Origin of the sequence: Bacteroides timonensis (assembly GCF_000513195.1) — a bacterium.
Classification (GTDB): domain Bacteria; phylum Bacteroidota; class Bacteroidia; order Bacteroidales; family Bacteroidaceae; genus Bacteroides; species Bacteroides timonensis.
This window is the reverse complement of sequence record NZ_CBVI010000001.1, coordinates 104343-130905: the sequence shown is the minus strand read 5'-3', so window position 1 is coordinate 130905 and position 26563 is coordinate 104343. Positions and strand designations below refer to the sequence as shown.

Below are 26563 nucleotides of genomic sequence, written 5' to 3'. Positions count from 1 at the left end.
CCATCTCCACATAGAGGTACTTCCAACCGAATTTACTACGGAGTTGGTACGGAGCAGGTATTGCCCAACTCCGGCCTTGGTCTCTATTATTTGCATATGTTTCTCGCTATAATACTCGCTATAATATTAGAGCGAAAATTCCGATAATAAAATGCCTGGAATAATCAAAATGCTACGAGGACTAATCGTTTTGATTTTATTCGCAGTCGTTAATACAATTTTTCAGTTAGGAAGACAGAATTTTCCATGTTTTGACACAATCTTACATTCCCTTTTCAAGGCTTTGCGTATATATTTGCAACACTTTTTCACAGGTGGGAGACCTTAATTTTCCTGAGAGAATAGAAAACTAACTTTTGTTTAACTTAATAATTAAAGTATGAAAAACAGCAAAGAACAAAGTCTGTTGAACCGTATGAACATTCTTCATCGGTTATTTTTCATCGCTCTTTTCTCTGCCTTCAGCCTTGGCGTTGCGGCACAGACAAAGACAGTAAAGGGTACTGTTGTAGACGGTACGGGCGAGCCGGTTATTGGTGCCAGTGTATTGGTGAAAGGCACTACAACCGGCGTTATTACCGACATCGACGGTAATTTCACTCTTCTCAATGTCCCGGAAAAAGGGACTATCCAAATCAGTTTCGTTGGCTACAAGATGCAGGACATCCCTGTGGCTGGCAAGTCCACCATCAAGGTGACTCTCGCAGAAGACACGGAGATGCTGGACGAAGTAGTAGTAGTGGGTTACGGTGTTCAGAAGAAGAGCGACGTGACGGGTGCCATGGCAAGTGTAGGCTCTAAGGAATTAACTTCTATGCCTGTTAAGAATGCCATTGAAGGCATGCAAGGTAAGGCAGCGGGTGTCGATGTCACTTCTTCCGACCGTCCCGGTTCTGTTGCTTCTATGCAAATTCGTGGTATGAGATCTATGATTAAAGATGATAATGGTAATTATAGTGGTAACTCTCCTCTTTATGTAGTAGATGGAATTCCTTTGTCTTCTGGCGGTATCGAAGCTATCAATCCACAAGATATTGAGAAGATTGACATCTTGAAGGATGCTTCAGCAACTGCTATTTATGGTTCTCGTGGTGCAAACGGCGTTGTTTTGATTACAACTAAAAAAGGGTCATCAGGCAGAACAACCTTGTCTTATACCGGAACATTGACCCTGAGTAATATTCATAATCATGCCGAACAAATGAATTCGGATGAATATATTACTTTTCGTCGTGAAGCTTACAGAACAGCTGGGCAATACAATGAAAACGCTAATGGCTTGGTTCCAAACATTGAACAAGATAAAATCATATTCAATGCTACCGGTGACCCTACAGCTTGGAGTAATATTGAAAAAGGTTGGGCTAATGGTACATGGAATGGCAGTTTAGTTCCTAATACAGACTGGACTGGAATGGTGTCAAAGACAGGTGTTACTCATGAACACACTTTACAAGCTAGTTCTGGTACAGAAAAAGCGCAAAGTTTCTTTTCTTTTGGTTATCTGAAACAGGATGGCACTAACAAGGGACAGGATTATGAAAGATTTACAGGTAAGATTGGTACTGATATTCAAGCTACAGATTGGTTTAAATATGGCGGTAGCATCAATGGCTCATGGGCAACTCAGAATTATGGTTATGCCGGTTCCGGCTCTCGTGCCGCCAATGGTATTTATGCCGCTGCCAATAGCATGTATCCCTATGCACAACCTTACGACGCAGATGGTAATTGGATTTACTTGCCCGGCGGTTACACTAATGTGGTAAATCCAGTAGAAGAATGGAAAAACGTAACGGATGAACGCCAAACACTTCGCGTATTAGGTAGCTTTTATGGTGAATTGAGTTTCGGTAAAATGTGGAAACCTTTAGAGGGTTTGCGTTTTCGCTTGAACTTTGGTCCCGATTTCAAGGAATACCGTCAAGGCATTTATCGTTTATCCACTTCCATTTTGCAAGGTACAGGTAATGCCAATGATAAACCGTATGCAAAAGCTACCAAATCCCAAAATCTGTCTTATACATTGGACGCTCTTATGTATTATGACCGTACTTTTGGAAAACATAATATTGGCGCTACTTTGCTGCACTCTGCTTCCAGTTCAAGATATGAAGGGTATAGCATGACAGCACAGGGACAGGAATATGATGAACAATTATGGTATGCATTCGGATTAAATGACTTGGATGCCAAAAGTTCTAACTATAGTAGAACAAGCATGGAGTCTTATATGGTACGTTTGAATTATGGTTTTAATGACCGTTATTTATTGACTCTTTCCGGTCGGTGGGATGGCGCTTCGCAACTTGCCGCTGGTAATAAATGGGATTTCTTTCCGTCTGCTGCTATCGCATGGCGTATTGACCAAGAAGAGTTTATGCAGAACATTGATTGGGTAAATCAGTTTAAGTTCCGTTTAGGCGTTGGTACTACAGGTAATGCTGCTGTAAAAGCTTATGGAACGACAGGTGAGATTGCACATGTGTACTATCCTTTTGGAAGTAATTATGGTTCAGGTTACTATGCTTCAGACTATTCTTTGAAAAGCCCTCCTGAAATGGCAAATACTGAGCTGGGATGGGAAAAAACTACCCAATGGAACTTAGGTATTGATTTCGCAGTATTGAACAGCCGCTTGAGCGGTAGTATCGATGTCTACACTTCAACTACCAAAGATTTGTTGCTAAAACGCAATATCCTGTCTATCACAGGATATACCAGCACGTTTGCCAATGTAGGAAAGACAGCAAACAAAGGGATTGATATCACGTTGAACTCACGTAACATTGAAAGTAAAAACTTTAATTGGAATACCAGTCTGACTTTCTCTGCCAGCAAAGATGAAATTAAGGAATTGAGTAACGGAAAGCAAGATGACCCGAACAACACTTGGTTTATCGGCCAACCCATCAGTGTAGCTTATGATTATGAAAAAATAGGTATTTGGCAGACTAATGATGCTGAACTGATGGCAACTTACAATGCAAACAATAGTGTTTACACATACAAAGCTGGTGATGTAAGAGTAAGAGATGTGAGTGGAGATGATAGGATTACAGCCGATGAAGACCGTGTCATAGTAGGGCAATATACCCCGAAATGGACTGCTGGCATGACAAATACCTTCAACTATAAAGGCTTTGAATTATCATGTTTTATTTATTCACGCTGGGGATTCATTATGAATGGTGGTGCGGCTGATGTACAAGGCTTGTACCAATCGAGAAAAATAAATTATTGGACTCCTGAGAATCCAAGTAATGAATATCCTCGTCCTAACTATAATAATGGAGGTCAACCGGCTCATTATTCAGCTATGAATTATCAAGATGGGTCTTTCATCAAGATGAAAAATATCAGTTTAGGTTACAATTTCACACCACAAATGTTGAAATCTACACCATTCACAGCTTTGAAAATCTATGTCCAAGCAATGGATCCATTTATGATTTACAGAAAATGTGATTTTATGGACGGTGATTACCGTTCCAGCATTACCAACAGAAGCTGGGTATTTGGTTTAAATGTTTCATTCTAATTAATTATACAGAAAGAACTATGAATAAGAAATTATATACATTAATTTATGGTGGTCTGCTAAGTGCTTCTATCATAAGCTTAAATACATCTTGTTCCGACAGTTTTCTTGAAGAAAAGATGGTCAGTACATTAACTACTCAATATTTCGATACACCCGAGGGGCTTGATGCATTGGAAATAGCTGTCTACGAAGGTTTGCGCCATTATTATAGTGAAGAACATGCGTATGGTATGACTAATTTTGGTACAGATGAATTTCAGGCAGGAGGTGGTACAGACTACCGCTTTATGAATGATTATACAGGTATTACAGCCGTAGATCCCAAACAATTTTTTAGTGGTTTGTCCTTTTGGTGGGATACATTGTATGGACATATCAATACGGCAAATATGGTTTTACAGAAAACAGAAGCTATTCTTTCTCCCTCTGATAGCCGTTATAACCAGTATATGGGCGAAGGATATTTTTTCCGTGCATATCATTATTTCAGATTGGTTAACCAATATGGTGGAGTGGTATTGAGACTGACACCATCTAACGGTGTAGAAACGGAATTTACAAGAGCTACGGAAGGTGAGTGCTTCACACAGATTATAGAAGATTTGAAAAAAGCAGGTGAGATGCTTCCTGCAACGTCCTCTGACGGACATGTAACAAAAGCTGCTGCCTATCATTTCTTGGCTAAAGCATATCTGTTCCGTGCCAGTGAACGTCATGCAGATATTACCGAGTCTACTGATCTTGATAATGCTATCGCTTACGGCTTGAAGGTGATTAACAAGGAAGATGGTACAGACCGCGCTTTAGTGGAAGATTACCATGATATGTGGAACTTTTTGGAAGAAGGACCTAACGGTGCCGCGGAACAATGTTCCGAAATTATCCTTGCTGCTCAATTCTCTAATGACGATGAAAAGAAAAATCGCCTCTGTAATCGTACTCCCCTTTATTATCTGCCTCGTTATGAAAACAATATTACAGGTATGACACGTGTCATACAGTATGGTCGTCCTTACCAGCGTTGCCGTCCTACAGAATATACTTATGATGTATTTGACCGTGAAAATGATTCCAGGTTTTGGAAATCATTCCGCACATTATACAAATCTACCAAAGCTGCGGATGCAGTAGATATCAATGGGCAGACACAAAAACATGTGGTTGGTTCCACCGATGGTATCAGAATCATTGTGAATGATAAAACAGATAAACGATTTGATTCAGGCATATATAGCAGCACTACATTCCCTAATTATTGGGTACGTGATTTTGCTGACGGCTCAACCAATTTCAATGTTTCTCAGTTTGCGGGTTTGGACAAATATCTTGACCCGCATCGTACCGGTAATCAAAATGATGTTAACGGAACGCGTGATGGATTTCTTGCACGTATAGGTGAAACTTATCTTATTGTGGCAGAAGCCTATGGGAGAAAGGGAGATTATGCAAGTGCTGTAAATTATATCAATCTTTTACGTGGGCGTGCAGCATACCGTAGCGGCGAGGACAGAGGACACTATCGTAACCAAGCTTCTACTGAATATTTCAGTGGAAATACTTATTATGAGTCAACTGGTATACCCGAGGGAACAACAAGTTCAACCCATGATGCGATGATGATTACAGAAACAACTTTTGAAGCAAACTCTGATGCAGGTATTTCATATTCTGTCTTTGGAGCGACTACCAAGGCAGAAAAGTTCTTGCACTTCATCTTAAACGAACGTACGCGTGAATTGTGTGGTGAGTTCCTCCGTTGGGAAGACTTGTCACGTACCAAAACATTGCATGTACGTACTATTCCTTACAATAAAGATAACGCAGCAGAACAGTTGACACTTGATCAGGGCACTAATAAATACTTGCTTCGTCCTATTCCACAAACATTCATTGACGGGGTGACTAGTGGCGGCAGTCTTCTTAATAATGAGCAGAAAGCTAATATGCAGAATCCCGGCTACTAATAACCATGTATAGTTTATAATTTAAGAAAGGCTGCTTTATGATGGTGCTTGATTTGTTGTAAAGCAGCCTTTTCAGGAAACTCAATTTAAGCAAAATTGTTATGAAAAAAATTGTAGGCTTTTTGTTAGTTCTAATGGCATTGTTTACTTCTTGCCAACAACAGGATGTGATTCTGGGAGAGAATGATGGTGTGCGGACACGTTCTGCAAGTAGCAATGCGTTCACTTTTATAGATGAATGCTATATGGTATGGAATGATGATGACTATATGCTGGATTATGAACTGGTTGGTTCATCGGATGTTCCTTTGGATAAACCGGTGGAGATACAGTGCAGGGTATGGTATACAAATGGTTGGCAGGAGGATGTGGTTTTTGCGCGAGTTCCTGTAGGAGCGAAATATTTTTGTGATGAGAATTCTACATTGGGAGAGAATATAGCAACAAATGGTTACATTATTTCCAATGTAATGTATGTAGGCTATAATTATTCAGGAACTATGGATATTGTAGGACTTGAGAATATGGATACTTATCCATGGGATAGACCATCAGGACCATCTATTCCATCCAATCCACCTACTCCACCTACTCCATCCAATCCATCTACGTCTGTTCTAAGTGCAGAATGGACAAAAGGTAGTTATGATATCGGCGGTGAGTTAAAAGAACTGAACTATTTCAATGTTGAAGGTGGTATGGGACATAGTTATACACTTATTTCAGATGGTTGTTTTCTGATGGAAGTGGTCTTGACAAATGATAGTAACGAAGGACAGACATGCTTAGCAACAGATTTTGCCATTCAACATTCGGAATGGAATGTAACGCCATATTCTAAAGCTACTTATATGTTTTTGAATAACTCTAATGCTACATCTTCTGTTACAAGTGTGATGATTCCGGCTGGTGGTAGCAAAACCGTCTATTTCCAGACAAATGAATTATTCTATGAGGGAGAAGGAGGCTTTGATTATGATACTACTCCCCCATATCATGTTCAGTTGATGTATAAGAACAATGTCGTATGTGGCGACGATGTAAATGTAGACTATAATGAATATAACCAAGGTTGGTTGTAAGTCCTAATCGCAGAAAGAATATGTGGTAGGTTTTAGCTTTAGGTTAGATCGTTTTTATAGAGATTGTCTCTCCATTAATAAGAGAGGCAATCTCTTTTTTGCTAAGATTCACTCCGTTCAGCCGGAAAATAATGAATGAGTTAGTTGCGTCTACTCCTCATCAGCATGACTTCGGTAGAAATGACTATCGGCTCAATACAATATTCTAAAGAATCGTCTACTGATATCGTTGATAAACTGCTTCTAACCGACATTATGTTTTTGTCTTAGCCTGATATCGGTAGATACATTTATTAGTTTGTAAATGTGCCTACCTATATCAGGCTAAGACAGTAACGGCTTTTACATCGAGGAGTAAATGAAATGTAAAGCTGTGGTTGTACAATAACGCATATAATTGGATGTCATTCCATTCCATTTTATCTTCCTCCTCTCTATCTTTGTGTCCATTAGTATAAGGACATACTTAAATATTGAACATGGAATGAAGAATCTGTTATTGCTGCTGTTGCTATGCTTGGCAACGCTGGTACAAGCCCAGCCGAAGTTATTTGTAGGCCCTAATCAGCCATTGGGCGAAGGAAAAGGTATTCATCCCGGGCGTGTAGTTTGGGTGCATCATCCGGGCGTGGCTCAATGGGACGGTGAAACCGGGCTGTGGGTAGAAGATCGCTGGAACTCGCAGGCGAAGGCTGATGCCATGATACGTGAGGCTGTAATCCGGCTGGCAGGGGAGAGAAATCCGCGAAAGGCTTGGAAAGCATTGTTTGGTTGGTTCAACAAGACTCATAAAGGTGAGCGCAGGGGATATAGACGGGGAGAAAAAATTGCAATCAAGCTCAATATGAACAATGCCATTACCCATCGGGACACCATAGACCTGAACTCGTCCCCTTTCATTACGTTGGCGTTGGTGCGGAGCTTGGTCAATGATGCCGGAGTGGCGGAAGAGGATATTATTCTTTGCGAACCCAGCCGTGCCATCACCGACAGTATATACAATAAGTGTCACCGTGAATTTCCCCGTGTGGTGTTTATCGACAACATAGGAGGCAACGGCAGGCAGAAATGCGAATATTATCCGGAACAGATCAAGTATTCGGCAAATAACGGCAAGCTGGCACGCGGACTTGCCAAATGTATCGTAGATGCCGATTATCTGATAAATTCGGCGTTGCTGAAGACTCACAAAGGTCCCGGAGTGACGCTGACATCCAAAAACTGGTATGGAGCTACGGATATATCGCTGTTCTGGCGCAACAATGCGCACAATAACTTCAGTGCGGACAAGCGTCACGGCAAGCCCGGCTACAAGGCTTTTGTGGATTTTATCGGGCACAAGGACTTGGGGCAGAAAACGCTGCTTTTCTTGGTGGACGGTACGTATGGCTCCAGAGATGTAAACGGAAAGCCATCTCCCAAATGGCAGAAACCTCCTTTTAACAACGACTGGTGCTGTTCTATTCTTGTATCGCAGGACGAACCGGCTTGCGATGCGGTGGGAATGGATATGCTGATAGGCGAGTGGCCGGAGTTCGGCAGCTTTAACTATTGTGATGAATATCTGCGCGAAGCAACCACCATTCCTAATCCGGTGAGCGGTACGGTATACGATCCCGAACAAGACGGAAAGCCGCTGACCCGCCCCTTGGGATTGATGGAGCATTGGAACAATGCGCAGGAACGTAAATATACCAAGCTCGATTTGGTTTATATTCAGTTGAAATAAGAAAGCGTTATGAAGAAAAGCACAATCATTGCAATAGCATTAAGCATGGCAACGTCGGCGGGAGTGGGCAGTGCGGCTGCCCAACAGACTGAACTCCTTTATCTTTCGGGTATGGGGGCAGACAATACACGTACATGGGACTTTCGCTGTAGCGACGGAATGAACTCCGGAAAATGGGGGAAGATTGCAGTGCCCTCTTGCTGGGAACTGCAAGGATATGGAACTTATACTTACGGACGATATTATCTGACTCCCGGCAAGAAACCGGGAAGCGAGATCGGAGAATACCGTACTTCCTTCAAGCTGCCCGGGGATTGGAAAGGAAAACGGGTTTATATCGTATTCGAAGGTGCGATGACCGACACTGATGTAAAGATAAACGGGTACAGTGCGGGTGCTGTTCATCAAGGTGGGTTCTGCCGGTTTGAATACGAGGTGACGGACATTGTCAGCATCGGTAAGAAGAATAAGTTGGAAGTCACGGTCAGCAAGGAATCTGCCAATGCGTCGGTCAACTCGGCAGAGCGTAAGGCGGACTGGTGGCTTTTTGGCGGCATCTACCGTCCGGTCTATCTGAAAGCGGTTCCTGACACGCACATTAAACGTGTTGCGTTGCATCCGCGTATGGATGGCTCGTTGAGTGCGGAGTTGCATGTAGAGGGCATAAAATCCGGTAACAAACTGAGGATGGAACTTGCCGAAGCACCTTCGCTGATGAATGGAGGGCAGGTGCCGGAGGCAGACAAGCAAATCCGGACAATGGACTTGGCGGCAGCGGATGTGCAGACCGTCCGGACGCAATGGGACGACATCAAACCGTGGGATCCTGAACATCCTTATCTTTACAATCTGACGTTTACCTTGCTTTCGAAGACAGGTGAAGCGCTGCATACGATGAGTGAACGCATCGGTTTTCGTACCGTTGATTTCCGACGTCACGACGGATTGTACCTGAATGATACCCGTATTATTGCCAAAGGTACGAACCGCCATTCGTTTGCTCCGGAAAGCGGGCGTACCACTTCGAAAGCGTTAAGCATACAGGATGCGCTGCTTATCAAAGAAATGAATATGAATGCTGTGCGTTCGCACTATCCGCCTGACAATCATTTCCTCGATGTGTGCGACTCGCTGGGATTGCTGTACATTGACGAGTTGCCGGGTTGGCAAACATGCTACGATGACACTACTGCCCGGAAGCAACTAAAGGAGATGATTGCCAGAGATGTGAATCATCCTTGCATCTACCTGTGGAGCAATGGCAATGAAGGGGGATGGAATGCCCGTGTGGATAGCCTTTTTGCCGACTATGACCCACAGAAACGTCATGTCATCCATCCGTGGGCGGATTATGACGGACTGGATACCAATCATTATCCGGCCTATCAGACCGGTCCGTACAGATTGGGCAACGGACACAATGTGTTTATGCCTACAGAGTTCCTGCATGGATTGTATGATAGGGGACATGGTGCCGGGCTGGATGATTTTTGGGAAAGCTATACGCGCAATCCTCTTTTTGCCGGAGGCTACTTGTGGTGCTATGTGGATGAGGCCGTGAAGCGCACGGACAAGGGAGGAATGTTGGACAGCGACGGGCGGAACGGTCCTGACGGCATCGTTGGCGCCCATCGTGAAAAGGAGGGTAGTTTCTTTACGGTGCGTGAGGTATGGTCGCCCATCAAGATTGAGGGACTGCACGTTACTCCGTCGTTCGATGGAAAGGTGATGGTGGAGAATGCTTTCTTGTACACCAATCTGAAGGACTGCCGTATGAAATACAGCATTTATAAAGCTCCCTCACCGCTAAGGGAGAAAGAAAATCTTGCGGCTATGCTTGTTTATGAAGGGGAAGTCGCGTTGCCTTCAATCGATCCCGGTGAAAAGGCCAAGGCGAGCTTCCGGTTGCCCGAAGGTTTCTTTGATTGCGATGTATTGCAACTTTCTGCCATCGATCATTTAGGCAACGTGGTGTGCCAATGGTCTGCCCCCATCAAGCGGGCAGAGGACTATCTTGCCGGGCAATTGCCGCAACAGCCGGAAGGGAAAAGTGCAGATATTGATATGCAGAATGGATGTACCAAACTGTCGGCTGCCGGGGTAGAGGCAACGTTTGATAATCAGACGGGACTTCTTCTGCGAGTAATGAGCAATGGGCGTGAGACGGCTTTTAACAATGGTCCGCGCCCGGTAGGTATGAAAGCGGAATTCATAGGTTGCCATGGGCGGAAAGATGGTGATGATGCGCTCTTTGTGGCCCAATATCGGGGAGGAATAGACAGCATTGCATGGCGCATGACTCCTGCCGGCATTCTTACCATGAGGGCGGTGCTGCTCAACAGTGAGCATGGCAAGCGTTTCAAGGGTAAATTTGTGGATGATGGTGGAGCGAAGAATTTAGGCGTTACTTTTTCTTATCCGGAGGAGCAGGCATGTGGCATCAGTTGGCTGGGACGTGGCCCTTATCGGGTTTGGAAGAACCGGGTGAAAGGTACGCAGTTTAATATCCACCGGAAATCGTATAATAATACCATTACCGGTGAATATGGAGAAGGTGCCGGACCGCTGATCTATCCGGAGTTCAAGGGATATCATGCAGATCTGTATTGGGCGGAAATAGAATCGGATAAGAGTCCCGTAACCATATATAGCGGTACGGACGGATTGTATCTGCACTTGTTCACTCCCAGAGAGCCATTGAATATAGGGAAGGACAATACGATGGAAGTATTTCCCGATGGTGACATTTCATTCTTGCTGGAAATTCCCGCTATGCGTTCCTATAAACCATTATCCCAAATGGGACCTCGCAGCCAGCCGTCAAATGTCAGAATCAAGAAAGGCGACGAAGGGTTCTGTATCAATCTTGGCTTCGATTTTCGATAAGTGTTACCTATAAATACTATTAATATGAAGAAGATTATTTGTTTCAAATCCTTATTGTTATTACTGAGTTCCTTATTTTTGGTTCCGGTGTATGCACAAGATATGCTTGGTAAATTTGATTTTTTTTATGCAGGTCAGAGCAAGCAGAAACGTATGTTTATAGTGAAAAGTGGAACTGTCGTGTGGGAGTATTTCAATTCTGAAGGTAAAGGTGAAATCAGCGATGCCATACTCTTGAATGACGGCAATGTACTGTTTGCGCACCAGTATGGCATTACGGAAATTAATTCGCGGAAAGAAGTGTTGTGGAGCATGGAGGCTCCGCAAGGTATGGAGATCCATACAGTACAGCCCATCGGCAAAGACCATATTGTATATGTACAGAATGGGAAGCCGGGTAAAGTTGTCGTGATGCAGATTTCTACCCGGAAGATTGTACGCGAATTTGAGGTGCCTGTCAATCCATCGTCTTCTGTACATGGGCAGTTCCGCAATGCCCGGCTTACCCCACGCGGCACGTTGTTGCTTGCCAACATGTGCATGGGAGTAGTTACTGAGTATGACAGTCATGGTAAGGTGATCCAAGAGTGGAAGATACCGGCCCCGTGGTCTGTTGTTGAGTTGAAGAACGGAAACATCTTGGTAGTCAGCAATAAAGGATATGTGTGTGAGCTGGATCGGAATCAAAAGGAAGTTTGGAACATCGCTTTGAAACAGACTCCGGAATATCACATCACGAGTCCGCAGAAAGCTGTTCGCCTGGCTAACGGGAATACGATTGTGAACAATTGGTTCAATGAATGGAATAAGGTGGAAGTAGACAGGAAGAATCCGCCGTTACAAGCTGTAGAGTTGACCCCAGAGGGTAAGGTGGTATCTCAGTTGTGCGCTTGGAATGCGCCTGATTTGGGACCTTCTACTACTATCCAGTTATTATCCGAGGTGGTTGACAGAAATAAATGCTTCTTTGGAGATATAAATAGATAATGTTTCGTTTCAATCAGCGATTATAAAAACAGGCAGGTAAAGATTCAACTTTATCTGCCTGTTTAAGTATCTGCGATAATAATAACGTCTGTCTATTGCTTTATGGCGAACACCAATACGCCTGTTGTAGGAATATCTGTTGCTCCTATTAGGACTTTCGCTCCTGCCGGAAGTGCGAACGAGTAAGGCTTGTCGCTGTAATTAAGTACGATGCCCAGTCCGTTGCGATACTCCATTGTCACGCCGTAGGGTAGGTCCATGACGGGGATGCTCAACTCGGCATATAGCTTTTTCAGTACATCCCTTTCCAAAGTGCCGTCCGTGCTGTCGATGCCTACATACGTGATGCTGCCTTTGCCCAGTCTGCGGGTGCTGATTGCGGGCTTTCCTTCATAGAATTCTTCGATATACTTTCCCCATGTCCGGCAGTCCTTGCCCGGTTTCAGTATCTCCCCCCAAGTATTCCATGTGTATTCTTTGCCGTCCACGACATATTTTCCCGGTTCTTCGGGGAGGAGGAGGTCGTAGAATTCCATTTCATTGCCTGTCAGTTCGTCAATCATGGAGCCGAAAGGAGCTTCGGGTAGACGGCCGTAACGGTCTTTTTGTGCGGTACGGCAGGTCAGCACCAGGTTTCCGCCCTGTTTTACGTATTCGGTCCAGCGATCCACTAGAATTTTGTCTGCCATTTGATAGGCAGGGGCAATCACTACCGGATATTGCGACAAGTCTTTACTCTCATTGATGATGTCCACCGGGGCACCGAAGCTTTTCAGGGCGCGATAGTACTTCTCGATGTGAGCCATTGTGTTCCAGGTGCGGTTCTGTTTCTGTCGCTCGATGCTCCATGCGTTCTCGTGGTTGAAAAGGATGGCGGTGCGGCGTGCCTGGTAATCGGTTGGCTTAACCTCACGGGCCTTTGCTTGAGTGCGCAGTTGCTTGATTTCTTTCATGAATTGTTCAAATTCCCGTCCACCGGGGGTGACGGTGGTGCCGTCTGTGTTTACGATGCCGTAGTGGTATTGCTCTGTTCCGTAGAGTGGCTGGCGGTAGCGGTAGGTACATGTGAAATCGCTTCCACCGGCAAAAACACTCCACAGCCACAAGTGCACGGCTCCGGGCAGGGGTTGCGGGTTGATGCCTCCCCAGTTTACTTGCCCCGGTTGGAGTTCCATTACTCCGTAAGTTCCTTGTACGGGGCGGAAGAAATCGTTGGCAAAGGCGATGCGTAACGGGTTGCCCACGCGGTATCCGCGACGGCCGATGCCTTCATTGTCACCATAAACCATGTAGCGGGTATAGCTCGCAAAGTCAAGGTCGGGACTTCCACCGATATGGCCTTCATCATAGTTAGGGATATAATTGGTGGTAACCCATTGGTTGCGGGCATGCTTCTTAATCAGCAGGCATTGCTCGTTCAGGAAGTCATTGGTTTGTCCGGCGGCAAAGCGTCGGTAATCCAGTATTTGGTGATGATTCATAAACATCTGGGCAGTCTTGGGGAGGGTGATTTCGTCAAAGGTCGAATAAACTTCACTCCAGAAAGCAGTGCCCCAGGCATCATTCAGTTCTTTGATAGTATTGTGATACTTGTTTTTCAGGAAATTGCGGAATGCTACTTCTGCCGCCTCATTATAATCAAACTGTACGGCAGGCTCGTTATCAAGCTGCCAGCCTACGATGCGGGGATCATTGCCATAATGTTGTGCCAACTTCTCTATCATCTTGTAGGCGAGCTCCCGATACCGTGGAGAGGCGAATGATGCATGTTGGCGGGCACCGTGGTCGAGGACTGTACCATCTTCATACTTAATCAGGATTTCAGGATATTTACGACTTAACCAGACGGGTGGGGTAGCGGTAGAAGTACACATCACTACTTTTAGTTTGTACTTGTCTGCCAAAGCGACTGCCTTGTCCAGCCAGGCGAAGTCATATTTACCCTCTTCCGGTTCCAGTTGCGCCCAGGCAAACTCGGCAAAGTGGGTGAACTCAAAACCTAAGTCATGCATCTGCTTGAAGTCACGTTCCCATTGGCTTTCGTCCCAATGTTCGGGATAGTAGTAAACACCGGTCAGGGTGAGGTCTTTGTCATTGAACCATGTTGATTGTGCAAAGAGCATTCCGCTCATCAGGCATGCACAAAGTAGGGTGAAGATTTGCTTTTTCATGGATGTTTTTCTTGTTGGATTTATATGTACGCAAAGGTAAGTGACTCAGGAAAAAGAGCCTATGGAAAATAATGCAATTTCCTGCAAAATAGGACTCTTTTAGATGAATTTCCATGTAAATGTACATGTTTCCATTTATTGAAACTGTGAAATGGCCTATTTTCGCAACATGAATTGATTAACGGAATTACTGGATACTATGAGAAGAAGCATCACGATATTATTATTGTTAGTCCTTGCGCTGATGGAAGTGAAAGCACAGGTGCTTCCTTTCTGTTTGTCTAAAGGGGCGGGTACTTTCCGACTCGGAATAGTAGCAGGTGATGAAAGCCGTTGGTTGGATGAATGTAGTTTGAAGAAAACGCTGTCACTGTATATTATGGCGAAAGTATGGGGTTGCGGGTTACTTCGGGAAAGAAAACAGAAGCTCCTGTACTTCCCGGTTTCTACTCCTGGACTGCGCAAGAGAATTGTTACTTCTGTTTCTATAAACAGAATGCCAAGGCGGATTATAATTACTTTATGTTACCGGAACTATTTCTAAAAGAAAATAAGAGATGAAACGTTTGGTTGTGTTCATATCGGTTTGTTGCTGGGTGTTGCTGATGCAGGCGTCCATCCATAATGTGAAAGATTATGGAGCCAGGGCCGACGGGGTGACCATTGATTCACCCGCCATCAACCGCGCCATCTCTGCGGCGGCCGGTGAGGGAGGTGGAACGGTGTATATCCCTGCCGGAGAGTATGCCTGTTATTCCATACGGCTTGCCAGCCATGTTCATCTTTATCTGGAACAAGGTGCACGCATCATAGCGGCATCGCCTACTCCGGAGGGTGGATATGATGAGGCTGAGCCGAACGAACATAACCGTTATCAGGACTTTGGTCATAGCCATTGGAAAAACTCCCTGATCTGGGGAATCGGTATAGAGGATGTGACTATTAGCGGTTCCGGACTGATCTATGGCCGTGGGTTGACTCGTGAAGAAAGTCGTTTGCCGGGAGTGGGAAATAAGGCTATCAGCCTGAAGCTTTGCAAAAATATCACACTGAAAGATTTCTCTATGTTGCGTTGCGGGCATTTTGCCTTGTTGGCCACCGGAGTTGATAATCTGAGCATTATCAACCTGAAAGTGGATACCAACCGTGACGGATTCGATATAGATTGCTGTAAGAATGTCCGCATAATGGGATGTAGTGTCAACAGTCCGTGGGATGACGCTATTGTATTGAAGGCATCCTACGCCCTCGGAAGTTTCAGGGACACGGAGAATGTGACGATTTCCGATTGCTATGTTACCGGTTATGACCGTGGAACGATGCTGGATGCCACATGGCAGCGCGATGAACCGCAGGCGCCCGATCACGGCTATGTAACAGGACGTATAAAGTTGGGCACTGAGTCCAGTGGCGGCTTCAAGAACATTGCTATTACGAACTGTATCTTTGAGCGTTGCCGCGGCCTTGCCCTTGAAACGGTGGATGGCGGCCAGTTGGAAGATATTGTTATCAGCAATATCACAATGCGGGATATTGTGAATGCCCCTTTCTTCCTGCGCCTTGGCAAACGTATGCGTAGCCCCGAAGGGACTCCGGTAGGTTCAATGAAGCGTATTCTTATCAGTAATGTCAATGTATTCAATGCCGATTCACGTTATTCTTCCATTATCAGTGGGGTGCCGGGAGCATGGATCGAGGATGTAACTTTCAGCAATATCCATATTTATCATCAGGGAGGCTATACGGCAGAAGATGGCAAGCGTATTCCGCCTGAGAATGAGAAGACTTATCCGGAACCATGGATGTTCGGCATTATTCCGGCAAAAGGTTTTTATATCCGTCATGCACAGGGAGTGACGCTGGATAATGTACATTTCCATTATAAACAGCCGGATGGACGTCCTTTGTTTGTGACGGATGACGCCGAGAGAGTGGTGTACCGGAATATAACCGTGGATGGTGAAGGGTACAATAATTAGTGTGAAACAATAGGTAGATTAAGATATAGAACAGTATTAATGAGTAATAACCACATCATGAAAAAGAAATTGATAGGAGTTTTCCTCTTTATGAGTCTCATTTGCGGGAGTGTCAGTGCACAAGGATTACCCGACAGGAAAGAGACACTTAAAACTTTGGTAAAAGTGAATGATTACTTCATGAAGAAGTATGCAGATTATCGTACGCCGTCTTATAATGGTATTATTCGCCCCAGTAATATCTGGACGCGGGGAGTATATTATGAGGGATTGATGGCGCTGCATTCCATTTTTCCACGGGAAGATTATTATAATTATGCTTATCAGTGGGCTGATTATCATAAATGGGGAATGCGCAACGGGAATATTACCCGTAATGCCGATGACCAGTGTTGCGGACAGGTTTATATCGATTTGTATAATATTTGCCCCAATCCGGAGATGATTAAGAATATCAAGATTAATATCGATATGGTGGTTAATACTCCGCAGGTAAACGATTGGTGGTGGGTAGATGCCATACAAATGGCAATGCCTGTTTATGCCAAACTGGGCAAATTGACAGGAGAGCAGAAATATACTGATAAGATGTGGGAATTATATAGCTATACCCGCAACGAGTATGCCAAGAATGGTTTGTTCAATCCTAAAGACGGACTGTGGTGGAGAGATCATGACTTTGTTCCGCCCTATAAAGAACCGAATGGAGAAGATTGCTATTGGAGCCGTGGTAATGGCTGGGCGTATGCCGCATTGGTGCGGGTGTTGGAAGAATTACCGGCAAATGAGCTGCATCGTGCAGATTACATCAATGACTTCCTGGTTATGAGTAAGGCAATCAAGAAGTGTCAGCGTAAAGATGGTTTCTGGAATGCGAGCTTGCATGATGAAACAAACTTTGGCGGTAAAGAAACGAGTGGTACGGCTTTATTTGTTTATGGAATGGCCTGGGGCGTACGCAATGGGTTATTGGATAAGAAAGAATACCTCCCCGTATTGTTGAAAGCCTGGAATGCAATGGTACGGGATGCTGTTCATCCAAACGGTTGTTTGGGCTATGTACAGGGAACAGGAAAGGAACCTAAAGACGGTCAGCCGGTGGCTTATGATAAAATACCTGATTTTGAGGATTATGGTATCGGCTGCTTCCTGTTGGCAGGAACCGAAGTGTATAAATTAAATTAATTAGTAACAGATTTCATAGATTATAGTATAATTGATTAAAAAGTCAATTAGGGGGAAGGAGGGACTGTGAAGTCGTTCCTTTTCTTTTTCTTTGCATAATAAATTGAGTAACTAACATAAAACGAAAGAGATATGAGACGAATTTTTACATTGTTAATTTTAGGATTCTTGTTTGCTTCCGGTGCGGGAGCACAAAGTTATAAGTTCGACTTTACTTCCGGTAAAAAAGTGAAGGACGGATATCTCAAGATTACATCCGCCGACCGGTATGATCAGGCAAAAGGCTATGGATATGACTTATGTCCTTCCCCTGACGGAAAGAGTAAGGCTCCTTTCTTCTTTTCTGTAGCCGTACCGGATGGGGATTATCGTGTTACGGCTATTGTCGGCAGCAAACGCAATGCAGGAGAAACAACACTTCGTGGAGAATCACGCCGTCTCTTTTATGAGAACGTGAAAACGAAAAAAGGGGAATTACTGCCCTGTTCCTTCACTATAAATAAGCGTGATATACATATCTCCGACAAAGAAGACGTACGCATCAAGCTGCGTGAACGTGGCAAACTGAACTGGGATGATAAACTGACTTTAGAATTCAACGGAGATGCTCCCCGGTTAACAGAACTGATTATTGAGCGCGTGGAAAATGTTCCTACGATCTTCCTATGTGGCAACTCTACTGTAGTCGATCAGGACAATGAACCCTGGGCCAGCTGGGGACAGATGGTGCCGCGCTTTTTTACAGATAGCATTTGCTTTGCAAATTATGCTGAGTCTGGCGAATCCGCCAATACTTTCATTGGTGCCGGTCGCTTAAAGAAAGCTCTGACGCAAATGAAACCGGGCGATTATATCTTTATGGAGTTCGGCCACAACGACCAAAAGCAGAAAGGTCCTGGTAAAGGTGCTTTTTACTCTTTTATGACAAGTCTGAAAACTTTTGTAGATGAAGCTCGTGCCCGTGGTGCTCAACCTGTATTGGTAACTCCTACCCAAAGACGTAGTTTTGATGAAAACGGAAAGATTAAGGATACCCATCTCGATTTTCCCGATGCAGTACGTTGGTTGGCAGAAAAGGAAAATATACCTTTAATAGACCTGCATGCTATGACACGTGTCTTGTATGAGTCTATGGGAGTGGAGGAGTCTAAACATGCTTTTGTGCACTATCCGGCAAATACTTATCCCGGACAGGATAGACCATTGGCGGATAATACCCATTTTAATCCGTATGGAGCCTATCAGATTGCTAAATGTGTAATTGAAGGTATGAAGAAAGCCGGATTGCCTGTTGTGAAGTTCCTGAGAGCAGATTACCAAGGATATAACCCGTCACAGCCGGATAACCGCGACTCTTTTAAATGGAATGACATTCCGTTTACGGAAGTGGAAAAGCCGGACGGTAACTAAAGAAGGCTTTTAGGGGATCAATCTTTCTAAGTCCGGAATCACTATTTCGCCTCGGTGTAGCTCAAGTAACCCTTTTTCCTGCATGCCATTCAATGCTTTCGATACACTCAGGCGTGTGTCATTAATGGCATTGGCAAGTTCCTCCATCTTTATTTTCAGTATCTTTTCTCCCGAGGGACGTTCAGTGTGTGAGAGTATGAAATCGGTGATACGTGCTTCAAGTTTTTCCGGAACTTCCGTCCACAAACGATTGTAGCAGGTTTGTGCCCGGTTACTGATAATATTCATATAGTTGAGTCGGAAGATTTCGTAGCTGAACAAATTGTTCATCACAAATGCTTTATTGATAGTTACGGTATGCACTTCTGTATGGGCTACGTGAGTAGATACATAAGATGTATTCATACCGAACAAGGATTGGGGCTCGATCAGGTAAGGAGCCTGAAAGAACTCCGTAAAGGTGTAAGAATTATCTGTGGATGAGGTGGATGAAGCGATTTCCCCGTTTAGGATAAATACCAACTGTACACATGCTGTACCTTTTTTAACTAAGATTTCGCCCGCCTTATGCTTGGTGAAATGTAATTTTACTTTTCCCAATATATTGGTGAAGTCCTCATGGGCGAGTCCTTGAAACAGTGGCAATTGGAGCAGGGTGTCATACATCGTTTCCATATCTTTATCAACTTCTTGTTTGAAAACAAATGTAGGCATAATAGCTATTTACCGTAAACACTTTGCCTCTCTTTTTGTTTTTTTTATTATTTCTTAAATGTGCTATTCATTCAGGTGGTTAAATCTTGCGGAATGCATAAAAATCGATTATCTTTGCAAAAAAAGGAGGGATACATGTTGGCAGCATTCAATTTACAACAAATGATCAGTGCTTTTATCGTACTGTTCGCAGTTATCGATATCATTGGTTCTATTCCTATCATTATCAATTTGAAGGAAAAGGGAAAGGATGTGAACGCGCTGAAAGCTACGTTAATATCTTTTGTATTATTGATAGGCTTTTTCTATGCAGGGGATATGATGTTAAAGTTGTTTCATGTGGATATTGAGTCGTTTGCCGTTGCGGGTGCATTCGTTATTTTCCTGATGTCTCTGGAGATGATTCTGGATATAGAGATATTCAAGAATCAGGGACCCATTAAGGAGGCTACTTTAGTGCCGCTGGTTTTCCCGTTGCTGGCAGGTGCAGGCGCTTTTACTACATTGCTTTCTCTTCGTGCGGAATACGCCAGCGTTAATATCATCATTGCCTTGGTGCTGAATATGCTCTGGGTGTATTTTGTAGTTAGCATGACCGGGCGCGTGGAACGCTTCCTGGGCAAAGGCGGTATTTACATCATCCGTAAATTCTTCGGCATCATTCTATTGGCCATTTCCGTAAGGCTGTTTATGGCGAATATTACTTTGCTGGTAGAAGCGCTCCATAAATAGGCATTTATACATCTTCCACGTTAATCCATTCCAGATGCGGGTCGATGAGCGGTTTGCTCGTCACCTGTTTGCTTTGTCCACGCGTATATTCGGGGATGAAGCGCACCTTTACAGAAGTGATCTGGCTGGGCGATACTTCTTCAGGAGTATCCACGCCCTGACCGATGGCCTGGCAAGTGTAGTAGAACGTCCCGATTCCCATCAGGCGCACCGACCGGCCGCTACTCAGCATGCCGGACAATACATAACTCAAGTTTGCCAATACGGCATACGTGTCTCCCCGGCTGACGGTGGAAAGCAGGGAGAGGCGTTCGGCCACATCATCAGTCGTATATGGACGGCCTTTCGTCACCGCCCGTGGATACCATTTTCCTTTTTGCTTTTGTTTCTTGTAAAATGCCATTTTTTCATTCCTCCTTTTATAGTACATGAGCCGGGCGGATGTCCGGACTCTGCCCGGATAAGCCTATGACTCAAGTATAAATCATGTGGGATGATTATAGGAATCATGCGGGATGATTATGGAAATCATGTGGGATGATTTATACCTTTGTCGCAAAGGTAGCACTATTCGGGTATATATCAAGGGATGCTGGCTATATTTCTGAAATTATCTTTTGTTTCTACTTCCGTCGCTTCCTCATTTTCTTCGTTTTCGTCAGGTTCTTCTCCATGCTCTTCATCAAGTGTTTCTTCTTCTTCATCGTCTTCGTTTGCAAACGGGTCCGGTCGTTGAGGCCCGTATCCCATGAATGCAATGGCGCATATTGTGCCGGCTATGGCTCCGCTCAGGTGTCCTTCCCAGGAAGTGGTTTCTTTGGCAAAGAATGGGAACATATTCCAGATAAGCCCGCCATAAAGAAAGGTAACCAATAGGGAGATGGCAATCAGCGGAACGTGCTTTCGCAGGATGCCGCTGAAGAATAGAAAGAATGCAAGGCCGTAGATGATTCCACTGGCTCCGATGTGCCATCCCGGCTTACCTATAAGAAAGGTGAGTGCACCGCATCCTATCCAGATGGCAAAGAATATATAAGAGGCGATGTGCCGGTAGAAGTAGAACAAGCACCACATCAGGAAGAGTAGCGGTAATGTATTTGCCAGTAAATGCCTCCAACTGCCATGTACAAGCGGGTGTGCGAAAATGCCGAATACTCCTCTTTGTTCCATAGGGTATACGCCCAATCTCCTGAAGTCCCAATCCATGCCGGCTTCAAGGAACTTTAGCAAGTAAAGAATAAAAATAAGGAATAACGGTATAACCGCTGCCAGAGCTATCCGGCGCATATCATGCTTCATGTTTCGTACAGGTTTCTGTTATTTTGGTACAATGCTACGAATATTTAAGTAAAAAACGAAAATAAATGAACTTTTTATTTTGCGTATTGTCTTTAATTTGTATTTTTGGGCATCACTACCATACCCGCAGACATAGTAGGCGAGGTATGGAGCATGATGCCTGAACAATTAACCTTTAAATAATGCACAACTATGAGTTATTTACGATTTGACAAGACTCTGATGATCAATCTGGAAGAATCTTTACCAAGGGAGATACTTCGGACAAATAAATCAGGAGCCTATCATTGTACAACGATTGTAGATTGTAACACACGCAAATATCACGGACTGTTGGTGATTCCCGTCCCCAATCTCGACGATGAAAATCATGTGCTGCTATCTTCTTTGGATGAAACGGTAATTCAGCACGGTGCGGAGTTTAATCTGGGGTTGCATAAATATCAGGGAAATCACTTTAGTCCGAATGGACATAAGTATATCCGCGAATTTGACTGCGAGCATATCCCGGCGACAACTTACCGTGTAGGAGGAGTTATTCTTCGCAAAGAAAAGATCTTTGTACACCATGAAAACAGAATTTTAATTCGTTATACCTTGGTCGATGCCCATTCGGCAACCACACTTCGTTTCCGTCCTTTCCTGGCATTTCGCAGTGTGCGCGAATATACGCACGAAAATCCACAGGCAAACCGCGACTACCAGTTGATAGAGAACGGTATAAAAACTTGTATGTATCCCGGCTATCCCGAGCTCTTCATGCAACTGAACAAGAAGAATGAGTTTCACTATCAGCCGGATTGGTATCGTGGCATCGAGTATCCTAAAGAACAGGAACGTGGATATAGTTTTAATGAAGACTTGTATGTTCCCGGATATTTCGAAGTGGATATAAAGAAAGGTGAGAGTATTGTTTTCTCTGCCGGTATCTCTGAGATTTCCCCGCGTAAATTGAAACAGACATTTGAAGCGGAAGTGGAAGACCGTACGCCGCGCGACAGTTTCTATCACTGCCTGGTGAACTCGGCACACCAGTTCCACAACAAGCAGGGTGACAACCACTATGTGTTGGCAGGATATCCCTGGTTCAAGTGCCGCGCCCGCGATTTGTTCATATCTTTGCCCGGCCTGACGCTGGCAGTAAATGAACAGGATGAGTTCGAAGATGTTATGGTGACTGCAGAAAAGGCTATACGGGAGTTTATCAGTGGAGAACCATCGAGTTATAAAATATATGAGATGGAAGATCCGGATGTATTGTTGTGGGCTGTATGGGCTTTGCAGCAGTATGCTAAGGAGACCTCACGTGAACAATGCCGCCAGAAATACGGTCGTTTGCTGGAAGATATCATGGACTATATCCGTAGCCGTAAACATGTTAATCTCTTCTTGCACGAAAATGGCCTATTGTATGCCAACGGGACGGAGAAGGCTATCACTTGGATGAATTCTACGGTGAATGGCCGTCCTGTAACTCCGCGTACGGGATACATTGTAGAAGTGAACTCTTTGTGGTATAACGCACTTCGCTTCATTGCCGACCTGGTTCGTGAAGCCGGCAATGTCCAGTTGGCAGATGAACTGGATGCCCAGGCCGAAATAACCGGGAAATCCTTTGTAGAGATTTTCCGCAATGAGAGCGGCTATCTGTTCGATTATGTAGATGGGTTTATGATGGACTGGAGCGTCCGTCCCAATATGATATTTACCGTTGCCTTTGATTATTCTCCGCTGGACCGGGCACAGAAAAAGCAGGTGCTTGATATCGTGACGAAAGAGTTGCTTACCCCGAAAGGATTGCGTACTCTCAGTCCGAAGAGTGGAGGATATAATCCGAACTATGTCGGTCCTCAGATTCAGAGAGATTATGCTTATCACCAGGGTACGGCCTGGCCGTGGCTTATGGGCTTCTACATGGAGGCGTACCTGCGTATTTACAAGATGAGCGGTGTATCATTCGTGGAGCGTTATCTGATTGGTTTTGAAGATGAGATGACGAGTCATTGTATCGGTTCGCTCCCCGAGCTCTTCGATGGTAATCCACCGTTCAGAGGTCGCGGTGCAGTGTCTTTTGCCATGAATGTGGCCGAAATACTGCGCATCTTGAAATTGTTGTCTAAGTATAATTTATAAGAGGAGGAACGAAAATGAAAGTTTTAATGTTTGGATGGGAGTTCCCCCCGCATATCTTAGGTGGCTTGGGAACTGCCAGCTACGGTCTGACGAAGGGAATGTCCCAGCAGGAAGATATGGAAATTACTTTCTGTATTCCAAGGCCATGGGGCGATGAAGACCAGAGCTTCTTGCGTATCATAGGCATGAATAGCACTCCGGTAGTGTGGCGTGATGTAAATTGGGATTATGTTCAGGGACGTGTAGGTTCTTACATGAACCCCCAACTCTATTATGATTTACGTGATCATATTTATGCCGATTTCAATTATTTGCATATCAATGATCTCGGTTGTATCGAGTTTTCCGGCCGTTATCCGGCCAACTTGCACGAAGAGATCAATAACTATTCCATTGTGGCCGGTGTGGTGGCACGCCAGCAGGAGTTTGAGATCATCCACTCACACGACTGGCTGACCTATCCTGCAGGTATTCATGCCAAACAGGTATCAGGCAAACCGTTGGTAATCCATGTGCATGCCACCGACTTCGACCGTAGCCGTGGTAATGTGAATCCTACTGTGTATGCCATTGAGAAGAATGGAATGGACCATGCCGATCACATTATGTGTGTGAGCGAGCTGACTCGTCAAACGGTTATTCATAAGTATTTCCAGGATCCACGCAAGGTATCTACCGTGCATAATGCAGTTTCTCCGCTTCCGCAGGAAATACAGGATATCGTACCGCAGAAGAAACCGAATGAAAAGGTGGTGACTTTCTTAGGCCGTATCACTATGCAAAAAGGACCTGAGTATTTCGTAGAAGCTGCTGCAATGGTATTGCACCGTACTCGTAACATCCGTTTCGTAATGGCGGGCAATGGTGATATGATGAACCAGATGATTCGTTTGGTAGCCGAACGCGGTATTGCCGACCGCTTCCATTTCCCCGGTTTCATGAAAGGAAGCCAGGTATACGAAATGTTGAAGGCGAGTGATGTGTATATCATGCCATCTGTTTCCGAGCCCTTTGGTATTTCTCCTTTGGAGGCTATGCAATGTAGTGTACCTACCATTATCTCTAAACAATCCGGTTGTGCCGAGATATTAGATAAGTGTATCAAGACTGATTACTGGGACATTCACGCTATGGCAGATGCTATTTATGCTATCTGTACTTATCCTGCCCTTTACGAGTACTTGCGCGACGAAGGTAAAAAGGAAGTGGATGCCATTAAGTGGGAAGATGTGGGACTGAAAGTGCGCCGCATCTACGAAGAGGTCATTAAACAATATAATAGATAACAATAAAACAATATAGATATGAGAACGATCTGTCTTTATTTTGAGATTCATCAAATCATTCACCTGAAACGCTATCGTTTCTTTGATATAGGTACGAATCATTATTATTATGATGATTATGCCAACGAATACAGTATCAACGAAGTTGCCGAACGTTCCTATATTCCGGCATTGAGCGCCCTCATTGAGATGGCGAAAAACTCCGGCGGTGCATTCAAGGTGGCTTTGTCTATTTCCGGTGTTGCTTTGGAACAATTGGAAATCCACGCGCCGGCTGTGATTGACCTGCTACATCAGTTGAATGATACAGGTTGTTGCGAGTTCTTGGCCGAACCTTACTCTCACGGCCTTTCTTCTTTGGCAAATGAAGATTGTTTCAAGGAAGAAGTGAAGCGTCAGAGTGCTAAGATGAAACAAATGTTCGGTAAAGCACCGAAAGTATTCCGTAACTCCAGTCTGATTTACTCTGATGAAATAGGAGGATTGGTGGCAAGTATGGGCTTTAAGGGTATGCTGACTGAAGGTGCAAAACATATTTTAGGATGGAAGAGTCCGCACTATGTGTATCATTGCAGCTATAACCAGAACCTGAAACTGTTGTTGCGTGATTTCAAGCTTTCAGATGATATCAGTTTGCGCTTCTCTAATTCCGAATGGAATGAATATCCACTGTTTGCCGATAAGTATATTGGTTGGATTGATGCTCTGCCACAAGAAGAACAGGTCATCAACATCTTTATGGAACTTAGTGCATTGGGAATGTCACAGCCGCTTTCTTCCAACATACTGGAATTCCTGAAAGCGTTGCCTGCTTGTGCAAAGGATAAAGGTATTACTTTCTCTACACCGACGGAGGTTATCACTAAATTGAAATCTGTATCTCAACTGGATGTTCCGTATCCAATGTCCTGGGTAGATGAGGAGAGAGATACCAGTTGCTGGCTGGGTAACAGCATGCAGCGTGAAGCTTTCAATAAATTGTATAGTATTGCCGAACGCGTTCATTTATCCGATGATCGTCGCATCAAGCAGGATTGGGATTATTTGCAGGCAAGCAATAACTTCCGGTTCATGACGACGAAGAATAGTGGTATTAGCTTGAACAGGGGAATCTATGAGTCTCCTTATGATGCTTTTACTAACTATATGAATGTTTTAGGTGATTTCATCAAGCGGGTAGAATCTCTTTATCCGATGGATATAGATAATGAGGAACTGAATGCCTTGCTGACGACTATCAAGAATCAGGGTGACGAGATAGACGAATTACACAAAGAGGTGGAAAAGTTGCAGGCTAAACTGGAAAAAGAAAAGACTGCTGAGGCAAAGGCTAAAGCTGCTACTGCCAAAGCTAAAACTCCTGCTGCTACAAAGAAAACAGCTGAAAAGAAACCTGCTGCGAAGAAAGTAACAACAACCAAGAAGGAAACTGTCAAGTAGTTTTTCTTCTTAGGAGAAAATA

Annotated in this window: 18 protein-coding genes; 14 read left to right on the top strand and 4 right to left on the bottom strand. The window is 44.3% G+C overall.

Annotated elements, in window-relative coordinates; genetic code table 11:
* Positions 1–379 precede the first annotated feature (379 nt).
* The 6 genes from BN161_RS00405 to BN161_RS00380 all read left to right on the top strand — a co-directional run bounded on the left by BN161_RS00405 (position 380) and on the right by BN161_RS00380 (position 12192).
* On the top strand, positions 380–3541 hold the full coding sequence (locus BN161_RS00405) for a SusC/RagA family TonB-linked outer membrane protein (protein WP_044262079.1): 3162 nt from the start codon (positions 380–382) through the stop codon (positions 3539–3541).
* Positions 3542–3561: 20 nt separating this feature from the next.
* Complete coding sequence (locus tag BN161_RS00400) at positions 3562–5508, top strand: RagB/SusD family nutrient uptake outer membrane protein (RefSeq protein ID WP_044262078.1); 1947 nt, start codon at positions 3562–3564, stop codon at positions 5506–5508.
* A gap of 101 nt (positions 5509–5609) precedes the next feature.
* On the top strand, positions 5610–6590 hold the full coding sequence (locus BN161_RS00395; protein WP_125910707.1) for a hypothetical protein: 981 nt from the start codon (positions 5610–5612) through the stop codon (positions 6588–6590).
* Between the two features lie 484 nt (positions 6591–7074).
* A complete protein-coding gene (locus tag BN161_RS00390) occupies positions 7075–8319 on the top strand; it encodes a DUF362 domain-containing protein (RefSeq protein ID WP_052356135.1) in 1245 nt (414 codons plus the stop codon).
* 9 nt (positions 8320–8328) lie between these two features.
* Entirely contained in the window at positions 8329–11205 is a 2877-nt protein-coding gene (locus BN161_RS00385) for a glycoside hydrolase family 2 protein (protein ID WP_081743597.1), read from the top strand.
* 24 nt (positions 11206–11229) lie between these two features.
* Positions 11230–12192, top strand: coding sequence for a YncE family protein (locus BN161_RS00380; RefSeq protein WP_044262076.1), 963 nt, complete (start codon positions 11230–11232; stop codon positions 12190–12192).
* A 92-nt stretch (positions 12193–12284) separates the two neighbouring features.
* Here the strand turns inward: BN161_RS00380 and BN161_RS00375 are convergent, their stop codons facing one another.
* The gene (locus BN161_RS00375) at positions 12285–14363 is read right to left on the bottom strand and encodes a beta-galactosidase (RefSeq protein WP_044262074.1); all 2079 of its coding nucleotides are present in this window, start codon (positions 14361–14363) and stop codon (positions 12285–12287) included.
* Between the two features lie 390 nt (positions 14364–14753).
* On the opposite strand from BN161_RS00375, the gene BN161_RS31120 reads away from it, so the two are divergent.
* From BN161_RS31120 to BN161_RS00360, 4 genes are all read left to right on the top strand, one after another.
* Positions 14754–14924 carry a DUF4450 domain-containing protein gene (locus BN161_RS31120; RefSeq protein ID WP_244436360.1) on the top strand — a complete coding sequence of 57 codons (171 nt, stop codon included), beginning with the start codon at positions 14754–14756 and terminating at the stop codon, positions 14922–14924.
* Positions 14921–16342: a rhamnogalacturonidase gene (locus BN161_RS00370; RefSeq protein WP_044262073.1), complete on the top strand. Its 1422-nt coding sequence runs from the start codon at positions 14921–14923 to the stop codon at positions 16340–16342. The genes BN161_RS31120 and BN161_RS00370 overlap by 4 nt, the downstream gene beginning before the upstream one ends.
* Positions 16343–16399: 57 nt before the next feature.
* A complete protein-coding gene (locus tag BN161_RS00365; RefSeq protein WP_044262377.1) occupies positions 16400–17527 on the top strand; it encodes a glycoside hydrolase family 88/105 protein in 1128 nt (375 codons plus the stop codon).
* A 132-nt stretch (positions 17528–17659) separates the two neighbouring features.
* Entirely contained in the window at positions 17660–18937 is a 1278-nt protein-coding gene (locus tag BN161_RS00360) for a rhamnogalacturonan acetylesterase (protein WP_044262071.1), read from the top strand.
* A gap of 9 nt (positions 18938–18946) precedes the next feature.
* On the opposite strand, the gene BN161_RS00355 is transcribed toward BN161_RS00360, so the two are convergent.
* Positions 18947–19612 carry a Crp/Fnr family transcriptional regulator gene (locus BN161_RS00355; RefSeq protein WP_044262376.1) on the bottom strand — a complete coding sequence of 222 codons (666 nt, stop codon included), beginning with the start codon at positions 19610–19612 and terminating at the stop codon, positions 18947–18949.
* A 174-nt stretch (positions 19613–19786) separates the two neighbouring features.
* On the opposite strand from BN161_RS00355, the gene BN161_RS00350 reads away from it, so the two are divergent.
* Positions 19787–20383, top strand: coding sequence for a MarC family protein (locus BN161_RS00350; protein WP_044262069.1), 597 nt, complete (start codon positions 19787–19789; stop codon positions 20381–20383).
* A 4-nt stretch (positions 20384–20387) separates the two neighbouring features.
* Here the strand turns inward: BN161_RS00350 and BN161_RS00345 are convergent, their stop codons facing one another.
* On the bottom strand, positions 20388–20813 hold the full coding sequence (locus BN161_RS00345) for an HU family DNA-binding protein (protein WP_074435076.1): 426 nt from the start codon (positions 20811–20813) through the stop codon (positions 20388–20390).
* Between the two features lie 152 nt (positions 20814–20965).
* Positions 20966–21682 carry a rhomboid family intramembrane serine protease gene (locus BN161_RS00340; protein ID WP_044262067.1) on the bottom strand — a complete coding sequence of 239 codons (717 nt, stop codon included), beginning with the start codon at positions 21680–21682 and terminating at the stop codon, positions 20966–20968.
* Between the two features lie 192 nt (positions 21683–21874).
* Between BN161_RS00340 and BN161_RS00335 the strand changes: the two genes are divergently transcribed.
* The 3 genes from BN161_RS00335 to BN161_RS00325 are packed head-to-tail and all read left to right on the top strand — an operon-like array spanning position 21875 to position 26541.
* Complete coding sequence (locus BN161_RS00335) at positions 21875–23815, top strand: glycogen debranching enzyme N-terminal domain-containing protein (RefSeq protein ID WP_044262066.1); 1941 nt, start codon at positions 21875–21877, stop codon at positions 23813–23815.
* Positions 23816–23829: 14 nt separating this feature from the next.
* Positions 23830–25101, top strand: a complete 1272-nt coding sequence (locus tag BN161_RS00330; protein ID WP_044262064.1) for a glycosyltransferase family 4 protein — start codon at positions 23830–23832, stop codon at positions 25099–25101.
* A gap of 18 nt (positions 25102–25119) precedes the next feature.
* Complete coding sequence (locus BN161_RS00325) at positions 25120–26541, top strand: glycoside hydrolase family 57 protein (RefSeq protein ID WP_044262061.1); 1422 nt, start codon at positions 25120–25122, stop codon at positions 26539–26541.
* Positions 26542–26563: the final 22 nt, after the last annotated feature.

Excerpts from the sequence above, each read along its gene's own strand:
- BN161_RS00375 (WP_044262074.1), bottom strand. The coding sequence starts at position 14,363 with ATGAAAAAGCAAATCTTCACCCTACTTTGTGCATGCCTGATGAGCGGA.
- BN161_RS00385 (WP_081743597.1), top strand. The coding sequence starts at position 8,329 with ATGAAGAAAAGCACAATCATTGCAATAGCATTAAGCATGGCAACGTCG.
- BN161_RS00350 (WP_044262069.1), top strand. The coding sequence starts at position 19,787 with ATGTTGGCAGCATTCAATTTACAACAAATGATCAGTGCTTTTATCGTA.
- BN161_RS00365 (WP_044262377.1), top strand. The coding sequence starts at position 16,400 with ATGAAAAAGAAATTGATAGGAGTTTTCCTCTTTATGAGTCTCATTTGC.
- BN161_RS00370 (WP_044262073.1), top strand. The coding sequence starts at position 14,921 with ATGAAACGTTTGGTTGTGTTCATATCGGTTTGTTGCTGGGTGTTGCTG.
- BN161_RS00380 (WP_044262076.1), top strand. The coding sequence starts at position 11,230 with ATGAAGAAGATTATTTGTTTCAAATCCTTATTGTTATTACTGAGTTCC.
- BN161_RS00395 (WP_125910707.1), top strand. The coding sequence starts at position 5,610 with ATGAAAAAAATTGTAGGCTTTTTGTTAGTTCTAATGGCATTGTTTACT.
- BN161_RS00330 (WP_044262064.1), top strand. The coding sequence starts at position 23,830 with ATGAAAGTTTTAATGTTTGGATGGGAGTTCCCCCCGCATATCTTAGGT.
- BN161_RS31120 (WP_244436360.1), top strand. The coding sequence starts at position 14,754 with ATGGGGTTGCGGGTTACTTCGGGAAAGAAAACAGAAGCTCCTGTACTT.
- BN161_RS00360 (WP_044262071.1), top strand. The coding sequence starts at position 17,660 with ATGAGACGAATTTTTACATTGTTAATTTTAGGATTCTTGTTTGCTTCC.
- BN161_RS00405 (WP_044262079.1), top strand. The coding sequence starts at position 380 with ATGAAAAACAGCAAAGAACAAAGTCTGTTGAACCGTATGAACATTCTT.
- BN161_RS00390 (WP_052356135.1), top strand. The coding sequence starts at position 7,075 with ATGAAGAATCTGTTATTGCTGCTGTTGCTATGCTTGGCAACGCTGGTA.
- BN161_RS00400 (WP_044262078.1), top strand. The coding sequence starts at position 3,562 with ATGAATAAGAAATTATATACATTAATTTATGGTGGTCTGCTAAGTGCT.
- BN161_RS00355 (WP_044262376.1), bottom strand. The coding sequence starts at position 19,612 with ATGGAAACGATGTATGACACCCTGCTCCAATTGCCACTGTTTCAAGGA.
- BN161_RS00325 (WP_044262061.1), top strand. The coding sequence starts at position 25,120 with ATGAGAACGATCTGTCTTTATTTTGAGATTCATCAAATCATTCACCTG.
- BN161_RS00340 (WP_044262067.1), bottom strand. The coding sequence starts at position 21,682 with ATGAAGCATGATATGCGCCGGATAGCTCTGGCAGCGGTTATACCGTTA.
- BN161_RS00345 (WP_074435076.1), bottom strand. The coding sequence starts at position 20,813 with ATGTACTATAAAAGGAGGAATGAAAAAATGGCATTTTACAAGAAACAA.
- BN161_RS00335 (WP_044262066.1), top strand. The coding sequence starts at position 21,875 with ATGAGTTATTTACGATTTGACAAGACTCTGATGATCAATCTGGAAGAA.